Here is a 20,148-nt window from a genome sequence, read left to right as displayed (position 1 = left end):
AGACTAGATCGCCTCGAGCGTGGCGCGGGCGCCGATCTCGTGGAGCGACTGGAGGGCGGCCTTGTACCGCGTGACGAACCGATCGTCGGAGGCGAGATCACCGAAGAGATCCGGGTCGGAGACGAACACCAGCGGGTCCTCGCGGTTGTGCTGGGCCCGCTCCACCAGCTTGTCGCGCAACCGGTCCACCACTTCGATCGACTGCCCGTCCTCGTCGACGGCCTCGACGTACCGGGCCCAGGACGCGACCACCAGGACCGAGCGCTTGATCTCCCGCCCGGCCGCCAGTTGCTCACGGACCACTGGGAGCAGCCACTTCGGGATCCGGTCCGAGCTCTCGGCGCACAGCCGCGCGAGGGTGTCGCGGACCTCGGGGTTCGCGAACCGCTCGATCAGCTGGTGCTTGTAGCGGTCCAGGTCCACCCCGGGGACCGGCGGCAGCGTCGGCGTCCCCTCGTCGTCCATGTAGCCGAGCAGGAAGTCGACGAACAGCTTGTCCTGGCACACCTCGTGCGCGTACCGGTAGCCGGCCAGATACCCGAGGTAGCACAGCGCCTGGTGACTCGCGTTCAGCAGCCGCAGCTTCATCAGCTCGTACGGCTCGACGTCGCCGACGATCTGTACGCCGACATCCTCGTACGGCGGCCGATCGCCGCCGAAGTCATCCTCGAGCACCCACTGTGTGAACGGCTCGCACACCACCGGCCAGCCGTCCTCGACCCCGAACCGCTCGGCCAGCGCGGACCGGTCGGCGTCCGTGGTCACCGGCGTGATCCGGTCGACCATGCAGTTGGGGAACCGCACCTCGGTCTCGAGGAAGTCGGCAATCTCCGGGTCCTTGAGCCGGGCGAAGCCGGCCAGCATCTTCCGCGCGACGTGACCGTTGCCGGGGATGTTGTCGCAGGACATCACCGTGAACGGCGGGATCCCGGCCGCCCGCCGCCGGGCCAGTGCCTCGACGATGAACCCGAAGACACTGACCGGCACGGCGCCGGGGACGAGATCGGCGGTGAGCCCGGGATCGGAGGTGTCGAGCTCACCGGTCACCTGGTTCACGTTGTACCCGCCCTCGGTGATCGTCAGTGACACGATCCGGGTGGCCGGGTCGACGAGCCGGTCCAGCACGGCGGACGGGTCGTCGGGCGCGAACAGGTAGTCGACGATCGACCCGATCACCCGCGGCTCGAGGGTCCCGTCCGGGTGCTTGATCACCAGTGTGTACAGGTGATCCTGCGCCTCCAGAACGTCGTACATCCGCTGGTCCTGCGGGAGTACGCCGACGCCGACGATGCCCCAGTCCAGCGCCTTGCCGTCGTTCATCAGCCGGTCGAGGTACATCGCCTGGTGGGCCCGGTGGAAGCCGCCGACCCCGAAATGCACGATGCCGGGTCGGACCTGGGCACGGTCGTACTCCGGGACGGCGACCTCGAGCTTGTCCAGCGTCTCCTGTGTCAGCGCCGTCACTTGACCGCTCCCAGCGAGAGTCCCCGGACGAGCTTGTCCTGAGCCGCGAAGCCGGCGATGAGGACCGGGAGCGACACGATGGTCGCGGCTGCGCAGAGCTTGGCGAGGAAGAGGCCCTGGCTGGAGATGAACCCCACCAGGAAGATCGGGGAGGTCGCGGCACGCACCGCGGTGAGGTTCACGGCGAACATGAACTCGTTCCAGCTGAAGATGAAACAGATCAGACTGGTGGCCGCGAGCCCCGGCATCGTGATGGGCGTGATGATCGAGACCACGGTGCGGGTGAAGCCCGCGCCGTCCACCTGCGCGGCCTCGAGGATCTCGAAGGGGACCTCGGCCAGGAAGGAGCGCATCATCCACACCGAGATGGGCAGGTTCATCGACGTGTAGATGATGACCAGGGTGTAGATGTTGTCCAGCATCCCGAGGTACTTGACGATCAGGTAGATCGGCAGCAGCGCGGCGACGAGCGGCAGGAACTTGGTCGACAGGAAGAAGAACAGCACGTCGGTCCACTTCTCGATCGGCCTGATGGACAACGCGTACGCCGCCGGCACCGCCAGGACCAGCACCAGGATCGTCGACAGGATGCTGGCTGTCGCCGAGTTGATCAGGTACGGGCCGATATCACGGCTGAACAGGTCACTGTAGTTGGAGAAGGTGATCGGGGCGAACACGGACGGCGGGTTCGTTGCCGCGTCGGCCTCGTGGTGAAACGAGGTGAGCACCATCCAGGCAACGGGCAGGAAGAAGATCAAAGTGACGATCCAGGTGCCCACTGCCCACCACGGAAACCCCGATCTCCTCGGCTCGGCCTGGTGCACGCGTCGCCGGCCGCGCCGGCTGGTCCTTGGCCCGGTCGTCTGAGGCTTGTCCACCATGGTGGTCATCGGGAGATCTCCTCCTTGAACAGCGACGAGATGGTGCGAAGGGCGAAGGTGGCGACGATGATGGTGGCGATCACCGTCACGACGCCGGCGGCAGCGGACTCGCCGTACTCGAACTTGCGGAACGTGGTCAGGTAGATCTCGTACGGCAGGTTGGTCGTGGCGGACCCGGGTCCACCCTGGGTGATCGTGTAGATGGCGTCGAACGTCTGCAGGACGTAGATCGAGCCGAGCAGGGCGGAGAGCTCGATGTACTGCCGGAGGTGCGGCAGCGTGATGAAACGGAAGGTCTGGAAACTGCCGGCACGGTCGATCTTCGCAGCCTCGAGCACGTCGCCGGGCTGTGACTGCAGCCCGGCCAGCAGGATCAGCATCATGAACGGCGTCCACTGCCACACGAGCGCCGCGATCACCGAGGGCATCGGCCAGCGCGACACGTAGTCCACGGTCGGCCCCTGCTCGGCACCGAAGAGTTGCCAGATCCAGTTGAGGACACCGTTGAACAGGCCATAGTCGGGGTTGTACAACGCGTGCTTCCACAGCAGCGCCGCAGCCACCGGCATCACCAGGAACGGTGCGATCAGCAGCGTCCTCGCCAGCCCGCGTCCCGGGAACCGCTTGTCCAGCAGGATTGCCAGCCCGAGCCCGAGCAGCACACTGATGACCACCACCGACGCAGTCAGGACGACGGTGTTGACCACCGCGTTCCTCAGCCTGGCGTCGCTGAAGACAGTGGCATAGTTCTGCAGCCCGGCGAACGACTGGTAGCTCCCCAGCCCCAGGAAGTTCTTCTCGCCGGGTTGCAGGATGTTCCAGTGGAGCGTCGAGATGGCAATCGTCAGCAGGAACGGGATCTGCGTGATGATGATGGTGAAGACCAGCGCGGGAAGCAGCGGCCCCCTACGACGCCACCTGTCGCGCGCGGTGGGGGGCTGGGTCGTCGGCGCGGTAGGCGCCACTTCAGATGCCAGAGCCGTCATGGTTCCTCCAGGTGCGGGACCTCCGCAGATGACGGAGGTCCCGGGCTGGGGGCGGACCGGATGGCGCGGTCCGCCCCGGGCGGTCTACTTCTGCTTGGCTGCCGCTTGCTCGGCGAGCTTCTGACCGTTCGCGAGCGCTTGCTCGACCGTGCCTCGTCCGGCGATGGCCGCAGCGACGTCCTGCGTCACTTTGGTGCCGAGGTCCTGGAACTCCGGGATGTCGACGAACTGGATGCCGATCGTGGGCCGGGGCTGCACGCCGGGGTTGGTCGGGTCGACCTCCTCGATCGACTTCAGCGTCATCTGTCCGAAGGCGGCGGAGGCTTTCTGGTACTCCGGGATCTGGTAGGTGCTGGCCCGCTTTCCGGCCGGAACACGCGACCAGCCCAGCTTCTGGCCCGCCAACTGCTCGTAGCCCTTGCCCGACGCCCACAGCATGAACTTCGCGGCGTCGTCAGCCTTCTTCGTGGTCTTCGGCATGACCCACGCCCAGGTCCACAGCCACCCGGAGACCTTGGTCTTGTTCACGGGGGCGAAGACGTAGCCGACCTTGCCGGCGACCTTGCTGACATTGGGGTCCTCGAGCGAGCCGGCGGCCGACGTCGCGTCGTACCACATCGCGACCTTGCTCTGGCTCATCGCGTTCAGGCACTCGGTGAAGCCCGCCTGCGAGGCACCCGCCTCGCCATGCGCCTTGAGCAGGTTGACGTAGAAGCTGGTCGCTTCGGTGAACTCGGGACTGTTCACCTGTGCCTGCCAGTCCTTGGTGAACCAGGTGCCGCCGAACGTGTTGACCACCGTGGTCAGGGCGGCGCCCAGCTCGCCCCACCCAGGCAGACCGCGCAGACAGATGCCCTTCATGCCGGGCGCCGCGCCGTCGACCTTCGCGGCCATGTCGGCGACCTGCTGCCAGGTCGGCCGCTCGGGCATCGTGATGCCCTTGCTCGCGAAGATGTCCTTGCGGTACATGAGGAACGACGACTCTCCGTAGAAGGGCAGGCCGTAGAGCTTGCCGTCCTCACCGGACAGGGACTGCACCATCGGCTTGAGCAGGTCGGCCTTGTCGAAGCCGGCGTCGCCGTCCGCGTAGGAGTCGAGCTCGTGCAGCCAGTTGTTCTTCGCCCAGATCGGTACCTCGTAGGCGCCCACGGTGGCGATGTCGTACTGGCCGGCCCCTGTCGCGACGTCCTGCGTCACCTTGTCACGCAGCTCGTTCTCGGGCAGGACGGTGTAGTTGACCTTGATGCCGGTGTCCTTGGTAAAGCTGTCCGCGGTGAGCTTCTGGATGTCCACCATCTGCGGGTTGCCGACCATGAGGACGTTGATGGACTTCTCACCGCCGCCACCACCGCTGTCATTGCCACCGCCACCGGCACCTGCGCAGCCGGACAGCGCCAGCCCAGCAGCCGCCGGCAGGGCCAGGGCGATTGTCCACAACTTCGTGACCTTGCTGCGCATAGCCGCTACCTCCACCTGATGTTGATCTCTCGCGAAGGCCGCGCGCGTCTTCTCGGGCATGGCTCTTCCTCGCTCAGATGAGCATCACGCTGCTCATACATGAGTGAACTGTTGCCCGAGCGCCTTGTCAAGAGTGTGTGCAACACTAGGGCGCAGGCATGCTCATATGAGCGGGCTGAATCTGTGGAGGCAGAATGGAGCCGAGTGGGGGTAGCGTCGGTCCGGCGCAGCTGGTGCTGACGGCGTCGATCGCGCGGCGGTACTACGTCGACGGCCGGTCGAAGGTGGAGATCGCCGACGAGTTCCGGCTGAGTCGCTTCAAAGTGGCGCGGTTGCTCGACCAGGCCCGCAGTAGCGGGCTCGTGCGGATCGAGATCAGCCACCCGGGCGCCATCGACCTCGACCTGTCGGCGCGGCTGCAGGAGTCGCTCGGTCTTCGCCGCGCGATCGTCGTCGACACCCCGGAGGCGGACGAGGCCGCGCTGCGCACCCAGCTCGGCAAGGCGGCCGCGGATCTGTTGTCCGAGATCGTCACGGCCGAAGACGTCCTCGGGCTCGCGTGGGCCAGGGCGGTCACGGCGATGACCGAGGAGCTGACCACGCTGGCTCCCGTTCCCGTTGTGCAGTTGACCGGTGCGCTGACCCGGCCGGATGTCGAGGCGAACTCGGTCGAGCTCGTTCGGCACACGGCTCGGTTGTCGGGCGGACCGGCGTACCTCTTCTACGCGCCGCTGGTCGTGCCGGACGCGGCCACCGCGCGCGCATTGCGTCAGCAGCCGGAGGTGGCCGCGGCGATCGGCCACTTCGACTCGGTGACCAAGGCCGTCGTCGGGCTCGGGTCGTGGGCGGCCGGACAGTCCACGCTGTATGACGCGATGGACGAGAAGGCCTGTGATCAGTTGCGCAAGCAAGGGGTGGTCGCGGACATCTCCGGGGTGTTCGTGGATGCGGCCGGCGAAGCGGTGCAGAGCCGGGTGACCGACCGGGTGATCGCGATCAACGCGGAGCAGATGGACAAGATCGACGAGGTGATCGCGATTCCGTACGGCCTGGCGAAGGTCGAGGCGGTTCGGGCCGCGGTGCGTAGCGGCCTGGTCAACGGGATCGTTACCCACTCACCCCTGGCGAACGCGCTCCTGGACGAGACACACTGACCGGCGATGCCATCCGAGGTCGAGACTCTGCTGCTCGGCGGTACCGCGAACCGTGGGTTGGTCGTGCGGGTCGGCGATACCGTCCGCCGGCCGTTGCGCGCCAGCAGCGCCGCCACGCATGCGCTGCTCCAGCACTTGGAACACGTCGGATTCACCGGTGCGCCGACGTTCCTGGGCGTCGATTCGCAGGGGCGCGAGGTGTTGTCCTATCTGCCTGGAGAGACGGTGACCGCGCCGTACCCGGCGTGGTCGATGACCGATGATGCACTCGACAGCGTCGCCGTTCTGCTGCGCTCGTACCACGAAGCGGTCGCCGATTTCACGCCGTCCGGGCTGGAGTGGGCCGAGCCCGTGCCGCCGGCGTACGTGTCCGGCCTGATCAGCCACAACGACCCGAACCTCGACAACGTCGTCTTCCGGGACGGCGTCGCGGTCGCGCTGATCGACTTCGACCTGGCCGGCCCGGGGTCGGCGCTGTGGGACGTCGCCACGGCAGTCCGGCTGTGGGCTCCGCTGCGGCCCGACTCCGACATCGCGGACGTACGACGAGGCCGCACGCTGATCCGCCTCCGGCGCTTCGCCGACGCCTACGGGCTGACCGGATCCGACCGCCTCCGCCTGGTCGACGCGGCCGCGCACAACCACATCTGGTGCATGGACTACGTCCGCCACGGCGCCGAGACCGGCCACCCGTGGTTTCATCAACGCTGGACGACCGGCGAAGCCGAACTCACCGACCGAACCAACCACTGGTTCAAGACCCAGGCCCACGCACTTCGTCAGGCGCTGCTGTAAGTTCCCGCTCCGCCTCGGCAACGCCGTCGTAGTACGACTCCTGCAGCCTGCGGATGAAATGGGGGAGGAACGCGGTAGGGCCTGTCGGCCACATCGGGACGTCCTGCTTGCTCAGAAACGCAACGACCCAACCAGCGGCGGTCAACCCGAACAGCACCATCCAGCCGTTCCGGCAGATCCACGGTCCGTCGTCGGCGATGAGGCCACGCCGGGTCACCGCGCCGACCGCCAACAGCAAAGCCGTTGCCGCGAGCACGACGACCGTTGCGGCAATTGGTGCGCCATCGACCTCGGCATACGGGCCGTAGTGCCGAAGGGTCAGGACGATACCGACGGCCCAGACGACAGCCACGATCCCATAGACCACAGCACCCAACTTCAGCTTCGGCACGCGGTCTCCAGGTGATCGGGCGGTGTGCCCGGTTATCGGCCCACCGCGCCCGAGCGTTACCAACCACGCCAGACGGCCGCGGAGATCGGGTTAGGAGCGGGGGCCGAGGGGGTCTTCGGGGGGTGGGGTGGGGGATCGGCGGGTGGTGTTGGTGAGGGAGCGTTCGGGGAGCCAGAGGACGAAGGTGCTGCCGACGCCTAGTTCGGAGTGCAGGGCGACGGTGCCGCCGTGGGATTCGGCGATCTGGCGGACGATCGCCAGGCCGAGGCCGGCTCGGCGTTCGCCGGTAGAGGGGACGGTCGCCGGGTGCTGCCGGTGGCCGGCGCGGAAGAAGCGGTCGAACACGCGATCGGCATCGTCAGCGGCGATCCCCGGGCCCTCGTCGCGGACGGCGATCCACGCCCAGCCGTTGCGACTCCCCACGGCGAGGACGAGTTCGCTTCCGCCGCGGGCGAGCCGGACCGCGTTCGAGAGCAGGTTGTCGACCGCGCGCCGGAGCGCCGACGCGTCCCCGGCCGCGGTCGGTCCGGGTGCGAGCCGTCGTACGACGTGAAGCTCGCGATCGGCCGCGAGCAGTTCGTACTCCTCGGCAGCCTCACCCGCGATCGCGGCGAGGTCCACGTCCGCGTCGACGAACGCCGGCGACGACCGTCGCGCCGACGCGAGCAGATCCTCGACCAGCCGCGTCATCCGCTGGATCGCCCGGCTCACGATCGCGGTCGCCTGCGCGCGATCCTCCGGTGGCGTGTCGTCGTGCGCGAGTACGGCGTCGACGTTCGCCTGGATCACCGCCAGCGGATTGCGCAACTCGTGCGACGCATCGTCGACCAGCTGGCGTTGCGCCACGAACGCCGACTCGAGCCGGCCGAGCATGTCGTCGACGGTGTCGGCCAGGTTCCGCAGTTCGTCATGCGGTCCGTCCAAAGCGATCCGGCGGGACAGGTCGGTCGCCGAGATCTCCTGCGCTGTCGTGGTGATCCGTCGTACCGGCCGGAGTACTCGGCCCGACAACCACCAGCCGGTGCCGAGACTGACCAGGAAGAGACCGGCCATGCCCGCGACCGAGTAGTTCCGCAGGCTCTGCAGGGTCTGGTAGTTCACCGCGGACTGGAAGCTGGAGATCTCGGCGGCCTGGATCACCTGACCCTGCTTGAGATGAAGGTTGCCCTCGTGGTCCTTGTAGTACTTCTGGACCTCGATCTGGTTCAGCGGCTTGGGATCGAGGATCTGCGACAGCGCGAGGTACACCCCACCCAGCAGCAACGCCGACAACGCGATCAGTACGGCGGAATACGTCAGCGTGAGGCGGAACCGGATCGTCTGGGTCCACGGCGGGCGCTTGAGCTTCATGAGTCACCTCGGAGCCGGTAGCCCCGGCCGATCACGGTTTCCAGGACGGGCTCCTCGCCGTTCTGGGTGAGCTTGCGGCGAAGGGTGCCGACGGTCACCCGGACGCTCTGGGTGAACGGGTCCGCGTTCTCGTCCCAGACGTGCTCGAGCAGTTCCTCCGCCGAGACGACGTGTCCAGGCCGCGACATCAGATAACGCAGTACGCCGAACTCCTTCAACGTCAGCGGGAGTTCGCGGCCGCCCCGGGTCGCGAGGTGGCGGGACGAGTCCAGGACGAGGTCGCCGACGTGCAACTGCGTGCTGCCGTTCGTGACGTCGCGACGGAGCAGCGCGCGGATCCGGGCGAGCAGTTCGACCAGTGCGAACGGCTTGGTCAGGTAGTCGTCCGCGCCCTCGTCGAGCCCGCGGACCCGATCGGCCAGCGAGGCGCGCGCGGTCAGCATCAGCACCCGTAGCTCCCGGCCGGAGGCCACCTCGATCTCGCCCCGGCGGACCGCGCGGCACAGGTCCAGGCCGCTGGTGTCCGGCAGCGTGATGTCCAGGATCGCCACGTCGTACGCCGTGGTCGCGAGCTTCTCCATCGCCTCGGCCCCAGTCGTCGCCGCGTCGACGGCGTACCCGGCCCGGCCGAGTCCGGAGCGCAGCGCACTGACCAGACCTTCCTCGTCCTCCACCACCAGTAGTCGCACGCAACCAAGGTAGCGGGGCGATCCTCGAGGTCAGGTCTGCTCTTTCGGCGGACTTTCGCTCTCCTTTCCGGTCGTTTTCGCACCTTCTTGATGAGCTGTGGATCCATCGATCGAAGGAGCTGCGATGAACGTCAAGCGGTTGGTTCTCGGCGGGGCAATAGTGGTCGCGGCGCTCGGCGCGGGCGGAGTCGCGTACGCCGCGACCGACGACCCGGCACCCGAGCAGGGCTACGTCAGGGTCGACAACGACGCCACCACGCCGTCGCCGACGACTGATTGCCCGGAGAAGAGCGGCGGCAACCCGTCTGGTGACGCATGACCGCGGCAACTCTCGAACAGGCGCTGTTCGAGGTGAAGAAGGTCGTCGTCGGGCAGGATCACCTGGTCGAAAGGATGCTGGTCGGCCTGCTCGCACGTGGGCACTGTCTGCTGGAAGGAGTGCCTGGCGTCGCGAAGACGCTGGCGGTCCGGACGCTGGCGGAGGTGATCGGCGGGAAGTTCGCCCGGTTGCAGTTCACCCCCGACCTGGTTCCAGGCGACATCATGGGTACGCGGATCTGGCGGCCGTCGACCGAGGGCTTCGACACCGAGCTCGGCCCGGTCTTTGCCAACCTGGTCCTCGCGGACGAGATCAACCGCGCGCCGGCCAAGGTGCAATCCGCTCTGCTGGAGGCAATGGCCGAACAGCAGGTCAGCATCGGCGGCACCAGCTACCAGCTGCCTGAGCCGTTCCTGGTCCTCGCGACGCAGAACCCGATCGAGTCCGACGGCGTCTACGCGCTGCCCGAAGCCCAGCGGGACCGGTTCCTGTTGAAGATCACGGTCGACTACCCGAGTCCGATCGAGGAGCTGACCATCCTGCACCGGATGAGCGCGCACCGGCCGCACGCCGGCGCTGTGCTCTCCCCGGAGCAGGTCGCTCAGTTGCAGGAGGCAACGGATGACGTCTTCGTCCACAACGCGGTGGCGGAGTACGTCGTACGCCTGGTGCACGCGACCCGGGAGCCGCGGCAGTACGGCATCGACGATCTGGCCGGCGTACTGGAGTTCGGTGCGAGCCCACGCGCCACCCTCGGGCTGGTCGCGGCCGGGCGGGCGCTGGCGTTGCTGCGCGGACGCGACTATGTGCTGCCGGCCGATGTGTACGACGTCGCCCTCGATGTGATGGCGCACCGGCTGGTCCTCACGTTCGACGCCCTCGCCGACGGCGTCGACCCACGGGCGGTCGTCGCCAGGATCCTGCACACCATCGAGCAACCACACGTTGTCCCCTCGGACAACGAGCAGGGATCGGCCGCGTGATGGATCTGCTGGCGGGCCGGGAGCGGGCGTTGCGCGCGCTGGAGTTGTCGGTGAAGCGCAAGCTGGAAGGGTTCCTGCACGGCGAGATCACCGGCCTGCGCAGCGGTCCCGGCAGCGAACCCAACGAGGCAAGGCCGTATCAGGTGGGCCAGGACGACGTACGCCGGATGGACTGGAACGTCACCGCGCGGTCGCTGGAACCGCATGTCCGGGCACCGTTGGCGGAGCGCGAACTGGAGACCTGGGCGCTGCTCGACGCGTCCGCGAGCATGGACTTCGGCACCGCGCTGAGTGAGAAGCGCGATCTCGCCATCGCAGTGGTCGGCGCGGTCGGTCTGCTGGCCGATCGTCCTGGCAACCGCCTGGGTGTTCGCGTTGCGATCGGCAACGAACTGCGCCGGCTCCCGGCCGCCGCCAGCGCGATGCAGCTCCGCCGATCCCTGCGCACCTTGCTCTCGTTGCCTAGGGCAACACCAGGCCAGTATCCGCGCACCGACCTCAGTCGGGCGATCACGCGGCTGAACCGTGAGCACCCTCGCCCCGGTCTGCGCGTGGTCGTGTCCGACTTCCAGGACGACGGCTGGGCGGATCCACTCCGCCGGCTGACCGCGCGGCACGAGGTGCTCGCGGTCGAGGTCCTGGACCCGCGGGAGCTCGAGCTGCCCGAGGTCGGACTGCTGACCCTGGTCGATCCGGAGACCGGCCGGCGGCGAGAGATACAGACCGCCAGCCGCAAACTGCGGCGCAGGTACGCCGAGGCGATGACTGCCCACCGCGACCAGACCACTCAAGCCATCCGGACCGCCGGCGCCGCGCACCTCGTACTGCGCACCGACACCGACTGGGTCCGCGACGTCGCCGCCTTCGCCACCGCCCGTCGCCGGGCCGGCGTCCGGCGGCACCCGACCGGGAGGACCGGTATCCGATGAGATTCGAGCAACCACTGTGGCTCTGGCTGCTGGTGCTGGTCGCCGCCCTGGTCGCGGCGTACCTGGTCGTTCAGCGCCGCCGGACCAAGTACGCCGTACGGTTCGCGACCCTCCCGATGCTGGAGAAGGTCGCTCCCAAGCGGCCCGGCTGGCGCCGGCACGCGCCGGCCGTGGCCTTTCTCGCCGCGCTGACGGTCCTGACGACCGCGATCGCTCGCCCGGTCGCCGACGTCCGGGTTCCGCGGGAGCGTGCCACCGTGCTGGTCGCGATGGACGTCTCCCAGTCGATGGCGGCGACGGACGTGGCGCCGAACCGGTTCGAGGTCGCGAAGCAGGCGGCGGTGCAGTTCGTCCAGGACCTGCCGGCGAAGTTCAACGTTGGGCTGGTGTCCTTCGCTGGTACGGCGACGGTCGTTGCGACGCCGAGCACGAACCACCAGGCGACCGTCGACGCGATCAACGGGCTGCAGTTGAGTGACAGCACCGCGATCGGGGAAGCCGTCCTCACGAGCCTGCAGGCCGTTCGGTCGATCGACCCGGATGACCCGCCGCCGAGCCGAATCGTGCTGCTCTCGGACGGCGGGAACACCGCCGGCCGTCCGATCGACGAGGCGGCGCAGGAGGCGAAGCAGGCCGGCGTACCGGTCTCGACGATCGCGTACGGGACACCGCAGGGCGCCGTGAACCTCGGCGGCCGCGCCATCCAGGTCCCCGCCGACACCGAGGCGCTCCAGGGCCTCGCCGACGCGACCGACGGCTCGTCGTACTCCGCCGCGAGCGACCAGCAACTCCGGGACGTCTACTCCGACCTCCAGTCCTCCATCGGCTGGACCACCGAAGCCCGCGAGATCACCAACCTGGTCGCCGGAGCCGCCCTGGCCGCAGCCCTCCTCGCCGCCCTCGCCTCCCTCCTGTGGTTCTCACGCCTACCCTGAGCCCCTGGCTCCGTCGTGACGGGCTTGTAAGGCCGAGGACCCCTACAGTTGGTGGATGGCGTACTTCGGTGGACTGCTGGCCTTGCTCGGGCTCCTGACGCTCGTGTTCGAGGACGGGGATGTCGTCGGGCTGCCGGCTGTCGGGGTCGGAGTGGGCCTGCTGGTGCTGGGCCTGGTGATCGGTGCGCTGGGGGTGGTCCGGCGGCGGCAGGTGCGGCGGCGGAAGATCGCCCGCGGCGAGCCGGTGCCAGTCGGGAACGTGGTCGACCGGGCAAAGGCGTTGCCGCGGTTGATCCGGGCCGCGCGGCGGGGGACCTATGGGGAGTTGCCGCAGCGCCGGATGTTCCTGTGGGTACTGGCGCTGGTGTACCTGGTGTCGCCGATCGACATCCTGCCGGACCTGCTGCCCGTTCTCGGGGTGGCCGACGACGCGGGTGTGGCGGTGTGGCTGCTCACGAGTGTGTCGACGGCGACGGGTCTCTACCTCCGCCATGAGCGGGACCGTCTGCCGGGTCGTGAGCCGGGGAGCGGCGGAGCCAGTCGGTGATGTCGGCGGCCGCCTCCTCGGGATGCTCGTAGGCGAAGAGCTGCAAGGCGTCGGTGGGACGCCCGGACTGGGCGAGCCGAGTCGCAGCCCTCAACAGCTGTTGTGCGGCGGCGAGGACAAGCTCGGCCTGGGCGATCGCCTCGGCGGGATCGTCGAGCATGACGGCGTCCCGGGCCAGGTCAGCCACTTCGCACGCCTGGTAGGCCATCGCGAGCTGGGCCCGGTTCATCGGAACGCCCGGACGAAGAAGAGCGCGGTCATCGCGACGGCCGTGGTGAGGACGAGCGCGCGGAGCATGGCGGACGGAAGCCTGCGGGCCAGGTGAGCTCCGGTGTAGCCGCCGAGGATGGCGCCGGCGAGGAGGGCGACCAGGTGCAAGGGCTGGGCCAGGACGTCGGCGGCGAACAAGAAGATGACGGCCGCGGTCAGGTAGACGGCCCCGACCTGGATGACGCGGAGCGGGTTGCCGCGGGCCGGGTCGAGGGTCGTCGTCGCGGTCCAGAACGCGAGCATCATCAGCCCGACCGCGCCACCGAAGTACCCGCCGTAGATCGACAGCACGAACTGCCCGGCCAGGATCGCTGCCGGCTCAGGTGTGCCGAGCCGCAGTGCCTGCGTCAGCCGCTTGCCGAACGCGAGGACCACGGTCGCGAACGCCAGCAACCACGGCACCGCCGCCTCGAAAGATGCCGACGGCAACAACAGGAGCAACCCGGCGCCGATCGCCCCGCCGAGCACGCTCGCCAGGGTCAGCCGGAGCGGGGACGGCCGGGCGAAGCCCTCCACCTCGCGCCGGTAGACCCACGCGCTGGTCGCGTTCCCGGGTAGCAGCGCGACCGTGGTGGTCGCGTTCGCGGTGACCGGCGGCATCCCGGCCGCGACCAGGGCGGACAGCGCCACGAAGCTCCCGCCGCCACCGACGGCGTTCAGCGCGCCGGCCGCGACACCGGCCAGAAGGATCAGCAGCACCCTTCGAGGATCACGGCTCAGCCGGCACTCCACAATGCGCGATCCCCGTAGCCAGCCTAAGGCGGAGACGTAGGCTGAGCCCATGCGGTACGACCTGGACGACCTCCGGCTCTTCACACATGTCGCAGCAGAGGGCTCGATCACCGGCGGCGCGCGGGTGATGCACCTCAGTCTGCCTTCGGCCAGTGCGCGGGTCAGAGCTCTCGAAGCGCAGGCCGGCGTCGCCCTGCTGGTCCGCGAGCGCCGTGGCGTCCGGCTCACTCCCGCGGGCGCCACCCTGGCCCGGCACGCCCGCGAGGTGCTCGCCGAGACCACCCGCCTGGACAGCGCCGTCGCGTCGTACGCCGTCTCCCGGTCCGCGCCGATCCGCCTGGTCGCGGGTGGCTCGGCCATGCATCAACTCGTCCCGGTCGCGCTCGCCACGTTCCTCCGCGACCATCCGGAGTACGACGTGAACGTCAGCGAACGCCGGACCGTCCGCAGCGTCCGCATCCTCGCCGCCGGAGAGGCCGACCTCGGCGTCATCCTCGACGACGAACCCACCGACCTCCGCACCGAACCGCTCGCCGACGACTCCCTGGTCGTGATCGGCCAGGCCGGCGGCACCCTCTCCGGCCGCACCTCCATCGCGTACGCCGAAGTCGCCGAACATCCCCTGGTCGGTCTCGACCGCACCTCACCACTCACCCAGTGGATGGACGAACGCCTCGGCCCGCATGCCCCGGCACCCCGCTATCGCACCGTCGTACCGAACCTGCACACCCTGATCACGCTGGCCACGGCCGGCGCCGGCCTGGCCATCGTCCCGCGCCGAGCCGTCGCGGCGATCGCCCCGCTCGACATCTGCCCGCTCCAGGACTCTTGGTCCATCCGCCAGCATCTACTCTGCTACGCCGCGAACACCCCGGAGCCCGCCCACCTGCTCGCGACCCATCTGCACGCCGCCGCGACGACCTAAGACAGACGACCTAAGACAGGTTGGCCTCGATGCCGTCAAGGAGGTAGTCGAGCCCGAGCTCGAAGGCCGCGGCGGCGTCGAGGTGGCCGGCCTCGCGGATCGTCCCGGCCAGCGCCGGGTAATTGCCGGTGGCAAGCATTCGGGTGAGGTAAGGGCCGGTCGAGACCCGCCAGCCGTGTTCGTCGAGGCCGGTGGCGCGTTCGTCGCGCAGGGCGGTGATCTCCTTCCGGACGGCGCCGACCAGGAAGCAGGACAGGGCTTCGAGGGCATTCATGACCGCGGTCGCATCAGGAAACGCCCGAGTCGCGCGGAGGGCTGCGAGGGATGCTTCCAGGCTGGCCAGGGCGGCGGGGCCGAGCTGCGGGCGGCCGCCGAGCAGGTCCGCGAACCACTCGTGCCGGAGGGCGGCCTGCCGCCTGCTGTGGGCGATGGAGCGGAAGATGTCCCGCCAGGTCGAACCGGTCGGTGCCGGGATCTCGGCGTACACCGCGTCGGCCATCAGCTCGAGCAGCTCCTCCTTGGTGCCGGCGTACCGGTAGAGACGCATCGGGCCGGCGTCCAAGGCGGCGGCCACCTTGCGCAGCGACACCGCCTCCAGACCCTCGGCGTCGGCCAGGGTCAGCGCGGCGTGCACGATCCGCTCCCGGCTCAACGGGCTCAGGGCGCGCCGCTCGGCCGGCTCGGGCCGCTCCCAGACCGGTTCATTCGTCACACGGAGACGATACATCGCATCGTGCGATACGGTGTATCGGTCAGATACGGTGTATCGAAAGGAAGAGGCATGATCGCGATCATCGGGGCCGGTCCCGGCGGTCTCACCCTCGCGCGGACCCTTTACGTCCACGGCATCGACGCGGTGGTGTACGAACGCGACGCCTCCCGGGCCGCACGGACTCAAGGCGGGATGCTCGACCTGCACACGGACACCGGGCAGCTCGCGCTCCGCGAAGCCGGTCTGGAAGAGCAGTTCCTCGCCGTCGCCCGCCGGGAGGGCCAGGACTTTCGCCTGCTGGATCACACCGGCACGTTGCTGCTGCAGGAGGACACTCCGGACGATGCGCCGATGGCGCGGCCCGAGATCGATCGCAGCGACCTGCGCGACCTGCTGCTCGACTCGCTTCCGGCCGGCGCGATCTGCTGGGGCCGAAGCTTCGCCGGCGCCGACCCGCGACCCGGTGGCGGGTACGTCGTCCGGTTCGCCGACGGCACGTCCGCCGAGTGCGATCTCCTCGTCGGCGCCGACGGCGCAAACTCCGGCGTCCGCGCCCTGCTCACCGACGTACGTCCCACGTACGCCGGTACGACGGCGCTCGAGAGCCTGATCCGCGATGCCGATCGGACCCAGCCGGAGCTGGCGGCGATGGTCGGGCGGGGCAACTACTGGGCCGTCGGTTCGAGCCAGACCCTTGCGGCCCAGCGCAACGGCGACGGCACCATCCGGGTCGGCCTGGTGGTGCATCGCTCGGAGCCGGTGCTCGACGCCGATCCCGCGACGATTGCCGCGCTGCTCGACGGCTGGCATCCGCGCTTCCACCGCCTCATCGAGGCCTGTGAGCTGCCGTTCGTGCTCCGTCAGACCCACGTGCTGCCGATCGATATGACCTGGGCGCCGCGGCCCGGGATCACTCTGCTCGGCGACGCCGCGCACCTGATGCCACCGGTCGGAGAGGGGGCGAACCAGGCAATGCTCGACGCGGCCGAGCTCGGCCGTGCCGTCGCCGCGAACCCTGACGATCTGGACAAGGCGGTGGCCGTTTACGAGCCGGTCATGCAGACCCGCTGCGCCGCGGTCGCCAAGCGGTCGGCTGCCGTGGCGCAGCTGATGAGCGGACCGGACGCGGCGCAGCAGATGCTGAAGTTCTTCCAGGGGTAGCCGTCGAATACGGTGCAAGCATGAGTGGGCCGGATATTCCGCTGCAGGCGTTTGCGGCGTTGTTGCACAGCGACAACGTGGCGACTGTGTGCCGAGCGCTGAACATGTACCAGGTGGCGGCGTCGTACACGCGGTTGAGTGGTGGGAATCCACTCGAGCCGCTCGGTGGTGAGGTGCGGGTGGTCGCGCGGGAGATCCTGTCGCGGCCACCGGTCGAAGCGGACGAGGAGATCCGGGCCGGGTTCGATCATCTGAGTGCCTTGAATGTGTTGACGAGCTTGGCGGAGCCGGAGGATGCGGAGCTGATCGCCAAGGTGCTGGAAAGCACCGAGGACGAGCAGATCCGGGCGGTGGCGACACTGGCGGCGGCCGCGGTTCGCAACCAGTGATTGGGTCGGAGAGATAGCGTTCTCCGCATGCGCGCTTTGACTGTTGAGGAGGCCCGGCGACGGGCGGTGGACCTGACCGTGCGGTCGTACCAGGTGGAGTTCGACCTGACCGGATCGGGTGACACGTTCGTGGCGACCAGCCGGATCCGCTTCGGCGCGGCGAGTGACAGCAGTTGGGTGGACGTGAAACCCGAACGGTTGCACGCGGTCGAGCTGAACGGCGCATCGCTCGACGTCGCCCTGCTGGACGGCGGCCGGTTTCCGCTGAGCGGTTTGCAGGCGGAGAACGAACTGGTGGTGACCGCTGAACTGAAGTACTCCGCAGATGGGGAGGGACTGCAGCGGTCCGTCGACGCGGCCGACGGGCGGGTCTACACCTACGGCATGTCGTCACTTGAGTCGGCGCCGCGCTACTTCCCGTGTTTCGACCAGCCTGACCTCAAGGCGCCGTACACGATCACTGTGAAGTGCCCCGAGGACTGGGTGGTGCTGGGAAACGGCGCCGCCACGGAGGTCGCCCCGGGGGAGTGGGCGCTGGCGGAGACCAAGCCGCTGTCGACGTACTTCGTCACGATCGTCGCGGGCCCGTATCACCTGATCCGGAGTGAGCACGACGGGATCCCGCTCGGACTGGCCTGCCGGCAGTCGCTGAAGCAGCACCTCGACCGCGACGCCGAGGACCTGTTCCGGACCACCCGGGAGGCGTTCGACGAGTACCACCGGATGTTCCGGCAGCGGTACCCGTTCGGCGAGTACTGGCAGGCGTTCGTGCCGGACTTCAACCTCGGCGCGATGGAGAACCCGGGCTGCGTGACGTTCGCCGACCACCTGGTCTTCCGCAGCCAGGCCACCGAGGCCGAACGCAGCACGCGGGCGCGGATCATCGTGCACGAGATGGCGCACATGTGGTTCGGCGACCTGGTCACCATGAAGTGGTGGAACGACATGTGGCTGAACGAGTCGTTCGCCGAGTACATGGCGCACCGGGTGTCCGAGGACGTGACCAGCTACGGCGGTAACTGGACCGACTTCGCGTTCGTCCGCAAGTGGTGGGGCCTGCAGACCGACCAGAGCAGCTCGACGCATCCGGTCGCGCCGGACAGCCTGAAGGACGCCCGCCAGTCGCTCGACGACTTCGACGGGATCTCGTACGCGAAGGGTGCCGCGGTCCTCAAGCAGTTGGCCAAGTACCTGGGCGACGACGTGTTCCTGAAGGGCGTCAACGCGCACCTGGAGGCGCACGAGTACGGCAACGCCGACCTGCACGAGTTCATCGAGAAGCTCACCGAGGCCGGCGCCGACGACCTGGACACCTGGTCCCAGCAGTGGTTGCGCACGTCCGGCCTGGACACGATCACGGTCGAACGTACGGCGAGTGGAGTCGTCCTGCACCGCACTAGCCCGGACGCCTCGCGCCGCCTGCACAAGCTGAGCATCGGCGGGTACGACGGAACCGGCGCGGCGACCCTGGTCGACGTCGTGCTCGACCAGGACACCGTAGAAGTTGCCCTCAGCGACGACAGCGCCGTGATCGTGCCGGATGCCAACGACGACACCTGGGCCAAGATCCGGCTCGACGCCACCAGCCTGGCCAATCTCCCGGCGGTGCTCCCGAAGATCGACGACGGCACCACGCGGGCCGTGATCTGGAACTCGATCCGCGACACGACCGCGGATGCGCAGCTCGATCCGCGGGCGGCGCTCGACCTGTTCCTCGCCACCATCCAGCACGAGGACAGCGACATCGCCGTCGGCTCGCTCGTGCGCTGGCTGGAGGAGCGGGTCCTCGGCGGCTACCTGGACTACGACGAGTACCGCGGTCGCGTCGCCGATGCCCTGCGCAACAAGCTCGCGAGCACCGCACCGGGCAGCAGCCTGCAGCTGGTCACCGCCCGCGGATTCATCGCGACCACGGACGACGCGGAGTTGCTGACGTCGTGGCTCGACGGTGCCGGCATCCCGGCCGGACTGGAGATCGACGCGGATCTGCGGTGGTCGCTCGTCCTGCGACTCGTGCGGCTGAACGCGCTCGGGGCGGAGGAGATCGATGCCGAGCTGGCGCGCGACAAGTCGACCGAAGGTGTCAACCAGGCCGCACGCTGCCGGGCGGCTCTGCCCGACGGCAAGGAAGCGGCCTGGACGCGGATCATGACCGACGCGTCGGTCGGGGTGAAGGAACTGCTGGCCGCGGCCGAGGGTTTCTGGCATCCGGGTCAGGCCGCGATCACCGCGCCGTACGTCCGGCGGTTCTTCACCGACATCGCGCAGACCGGGGAGATCCGGGCCGGCATGGTGGTCTCGCTGACCGTGCACCGGATCGCGCCGCGGTTCGCGATCGACGCCGAGCTGATCGGGCCGGCCGAGGCGCTGATCGCGGACGAGAGCGTGGTCCCGGGCATCCGCCGGCAGACGGCGAACTTCCTCGACGATCTCCGGCGCGCGGTGGAGGTACGCCGTACGTTCGGCTAGCGCTGCTCGAACCGCTCACCCTCGGGTCAGGTCACCGTGAGGTGTTCGGCGACGGCTTTGCGGGCCTGGTGGATGCGGGCCTTGACCGTGCCGAGCGGGACATCGAGCTCGTCGGCGATCTCGGCGTACGACAGCGCGCCCAGGTCGCGCAGGACCAGCGGCTGGACCAGCTGGGGATGGCTGGACTCGAGTGACTCAAGCGCTTCGAGCAGGTCGAGGCGGGAGCCCGCGATCACCGACGTCGTCCGCGGGTCGACGGACTCCGGGAGGACCTCGGCGGACTGCTCGACCGCGCGCCGCTTCAGCGATCGGTAGGTCTGCCGGGCCTGGTTGGTGGCCACGATCGTGACCCATCCGGCGAAGGTGCCGGTGCCTCTGAAGGTGTGGATCTTGTTGGCCACCTGGAGCAGGGTGTCCTGGACCGCCTCCTCGGCGTCCTCGCGGTACGGCAGGAACTTGGCCACCCGGCGCTGCACCTGCGGCCGGATCGCCTGCAGGATCTGTGGAAGCAGGGATTGGTCACCCGCGGCGGCGCGGGTCGCCAGATGCTCCAGATCCTCGTTCATGCTCCCCCAGAGTGTATGTGTCGTCGCTTGGCTCGACTGTGCA

The 20,148-nt window shown here is 68.8% G+C and carries 21 protein-coding genes; 11 read left to right on the top strand and 10 right to left on the bottom strand.

Features of this window, described 5'->3' with window-relative positions; genetic code table 11:
• Positions 1-3: 3 nt before the first annotated feature.
• The 4 genes from OG876_RS06375 to OG876_RS06360 form a co-directional block, all read right to left on the bottom strand.
• Positions 4-1,464: a mannitol dehydrogenase family protein gene (locus tag OG876_RS06375; RefSeq protein ID WP_328523834.1), complete on the bottom strand. Its 1,461-nt coding sequence runs from the start codon at positions 1,462-1,464 to the stop codon at positions 4-6.
• The gene (locus OG876_RS06370) at positions 1,461-2,354 is read right to left on the bottom strand and encodes a carbohydrate ABC transporter permease (protein ID WP_328523833.1); all 894 of its coding nucleotides are present in this window, start codon (positions 2,352-2,354) and stop codon (positions 1,461-1,463) included. The genes OG876_RS06375 and OG876_RS06370 overlap by 4 nt, the downstream gene beginning before the upstream one ends.
• Positions 2,351-3,331: a carbohydrate ABC transporter permease gene (locus OG876_RS06365; protein WP_328523832.1), complete on the bottom strand. Its 981-nt coding sequence runs from the start codon at positions 3,329-3,331 to the stop codon at positions 2,351-2,353. The genes OG876_RS06370 and OG876_RS06365 overlap by 4 nt, the downstream gene beginning before the upstream one ends.
• Positions 3,332-3,415: 84 nt before the next feature.
• Positions 3,416-4,789, bottom strand: coding sequence for an ABC transporter substrate-binding protein (locus tag OG876_RS06360; RefSeq protein WP_328523831.1), 1,374 nt, complete (start codon positions 4,787-4,789; stop codon positions 3,416-3,418).
• A 194-nt stretch (positions 4,790-4,983) separates the two neighbouring features.
• Here OG876_RS06360 and OG876_RS06355 point away from each other — a divergent pair, with 194 nt between their 5' ends.
• Together OG876_RS06355 and OG876_RS06350 are read left to right on the top strand one after the other, a co-directional pair.
• On the top strand, positions 4,984-5,943 hold the full coding sequence (locus OG876_RS06355; protein WP_328523830.1) for a sugar-binding transcriptional regulator: 960 nt from the start codon (positions 4,984-4,986) through the stop codon (positions 5,941-5,943).
• A 6-nt stretch (positions 5,944-5,949) separates the two neighbouring features.
• Positions 5,950-6,738: a phosphotransferase gene (locus OG876_RS06350; RefSeq protein WP_328523829.1), complete on the top strand. Its 789-nt coding sequence runs from the start codon at positions 5,950-5,952 to the stop codon at positions 6,736-6,738.
• Here the strand turns inward: OG876_RS06350 and OG876_RS06345 are convergent.
• The 3 genes from OG876_RS06345 to OG876_RS06335 all read right to left on the bottom strand — a co-directional run bounded on the left by OG876_RS06345 (position 6,698) and on the right by OG876_RS06335 (position 9,168).
• On the bottom strand, positions 6,698-7,129 hold the full coding sequence (locus OG876_RS06345; protein ID WP_328523828.1) for a hypothetical protein: 432 nt from the start codon (positions 7,127-7,129) through the stop codon (positions 6,698-6,700). The two genes, OG876_RS06350 and OG876_RS06345, sit on opposite strands and share 41 nt — an antisense overlap.
• A 90-nt stretch (positions 7,130-7,219) precedes the next feature.
• On the bottom strand, positions 7,220-8,479 hold the full coding sequence (locus tag OG876_RS06340; RefSeq protein ID WP_328523827.1) for a sensor histidine kinase: 1,260 nt from the start codon (positions 8,477-8,479) through the stop codon (positions 7,220-7,222).
• Positions 8,476-9,168, bottom strand: a complete 693-nt coding sequence (locus OG876_RS06335) for a response regulator transcription factor (RefSeq protein ID WP_328523826.1) — start codon at positions 9,166-9,168, stop codon at positions 8,476-8,478. Before OG876_RS06335 ends, OG876_RS06340 begins: the two co-directional genes overlap by 4 nt.
• A gap of 124 nt (positions 9,169-9,292) precedes the next feature.
• Between OG876_RS06335 and OG876_RS06330 the strand changes: the two genes are divergently transcribed.
• The 5 genes from OG876_RS06330 to OG876_RS06310 are packed head-to-tail and all read left to right on the top strand — an operon-like array spanning position 9,293 to position 12,881.
• On the top strand, positions 9,293-9,487 hold the full coding sequence (locus OG876_RS06330) for a hypothetical protein (RefSeq protein ID WP_328523825.1): 195 nt from the start codon (positions 9,293-9,295) through the stop codon (positions 9,485-9,487).
• On the top strand, positions 9,484-10,470 hold the full coding sequence (locus tag OG876_RS06325; RefSeq protein WP_328523824.1) for an AAA family ATPase: 987 nt from the start codon (positions 9,484-9,486) through the stop codon (positions 10,468-10,470). The genes OG876_RS06330 and OG876_RS06325 overlap by 4 nt, the downstream gene beginning before the upstream one ends.
• Positions 10,470-11,399, top strand: coding sequence for a DUF58 domain-containing protein (locus tag OG876_RS06320; protein WP_328523823.1), 930 nt, complete (start codon positions 10,470-10,472; stop codon positions 11,397-11,399). The genes OG876_RS06325 and OG876_RS06320 overlap by 1 nt, the downstream gene beginning before the upstream one ends.
• Entirely contained in the window at positions 11,396-12,334 is a 939-nt protein-coding gene (locus OG876_RS06315; RefSeq protein WP_328523822.1) for a VWA domain-containing protein, read from the top strand. The genes OG876_RS06320 and OG876_RS06315 overlap by 4 nt, the downstream gene beginning before the upstream one ends.
• Positions 12,335-12,389: 55 nt before the next feature.
• Complete coding sequence (locus tag OG876_RS06310) at positions 12,390-12,881, top strand: YkvA family protein (protein WP_328523821.1); 492 nt, start codon at positions 12,390-12,392, stop codon at positions 12,879-12,881.
• 225 nt (positions 12,882-13,106) lie between these two features.
• Here the strand turns inward: OG876_RS06310 and OG876_RS06305 are convergent, their stop codons facing one another.
• Entirely contained in the window at positions 13,107-13,850 is a 744-nt protein-coding gene (locus OG876_RS06305) for a sulfite exporter TauE/SafE family protein (protein ID WP_328523820.1), read from the bottom strand.
• Between the two features lie 82 nt (positions 13,851-13,932).
• Here OG876_RS06305 and OG876_RS06300 point away from each other — a divergent pair, with 82 nt between their 5' ends.
• Positions 13,933-14,808, top strand: coding sequence for a LysR family transcriptional regulator (locus OG876_RS06300; protein WP_328523819.1), 876 nt, complete (start codon positions 13,933-13,935; stop codon positions 14,806-14,808).
• Positions 14,809-14,818: 10 nt separating this feature from the next.
• On the opposite strand, the gene OG876_RS06295 is transcribed toward OG876_RS06300, so the two are convergent.
• A complete protein-coding gene (locus tag OG876_RS06295) occupies positions 14,819-15,520 on the bottom strand; it encodes a TetR/AcrR family transcriptional regulator (protein ID WP_328523818.1) in 702 nt (233 codons plus the stop codon).
• Positions 15,521-15,589: 69 nt separating this feature from the next.
• Between OG876_RS06295 and OG876_RS06290 the strand changes: the two genes are divergently transcribed.
• The 3 genes from OG876_RS06290 to pepN are packed head-to-tail and all read left to right on the top strand — an operon-like array spanning position 15,590 to position 19,539.
• Positions 15,590-16,681: an FAD-dependent oxidoreductase gene (locus tag OG876_RS06290; protein ID WP_328523817.1), complete on the top strand. Its 1,092-nt coding sequence runs from the start codon at positions 15,590-15,592 to the stop codon at positions 16,679-16,681.
• 20 nt (positions 16,682-16,701) lie between these two features.
• Positions 16,702-17,070 carry a hypothetical protein gene (locus OG876_RS06285; protein ID WP_328523816.1) on the top strand — a complete coding sequence of 123 codons (369 nt, stop codon included), beginning with the start codon at positions 16,702-16,704 and terminating at the stop codon, positions 17,068-17,070.
• A 27-nt stretch (positions 17,071-17,097) separates the two neighbouring features.
• Positions 17,098-19,539: an aminopeptidase N gene (pepN, locus tag OG876_RS06280; RefSeq protein ID WP_328523815.1), complete on the top strand. Its 2,442-nt coding sequence runs from the start codon at positions 17,098-17,100 to the stop codon at positions 19,537-19,539.
• Between the two features lie 26 nt (positions 19,540-19,565).
• Here pepN and OG876_RS06275 read toward each other — a convergent pair whose 3' ends face one another.
• Positions 19,566-20,105, bottom strand: a complete 540-nt coding sequence (locus OG876_RS06275; protein ID WP_328523814.1) for an RNA polymerase sigma factor — start codon at positions 20,103-20,105, stop codon at positions 19,566-19,568.
• Between the last annotated feature and the right edge of the window lie 43 nt (positions 20,106-20,148).

This window comes from Kribbella sp. NBC_00359 (genome assembly GCF_036097425.1).
Classification (GTDB): domain Bacteria; phylum Actinomycetota; class Actinomycetes; order Propionibacteriales; family Kribbellaceae; genus Kribbella.
The sequence above is the reverse complement of the archived record's forward strand: the minus strand, read 5'-3'. Positions and strand labels throughout refer to the sequence as shown.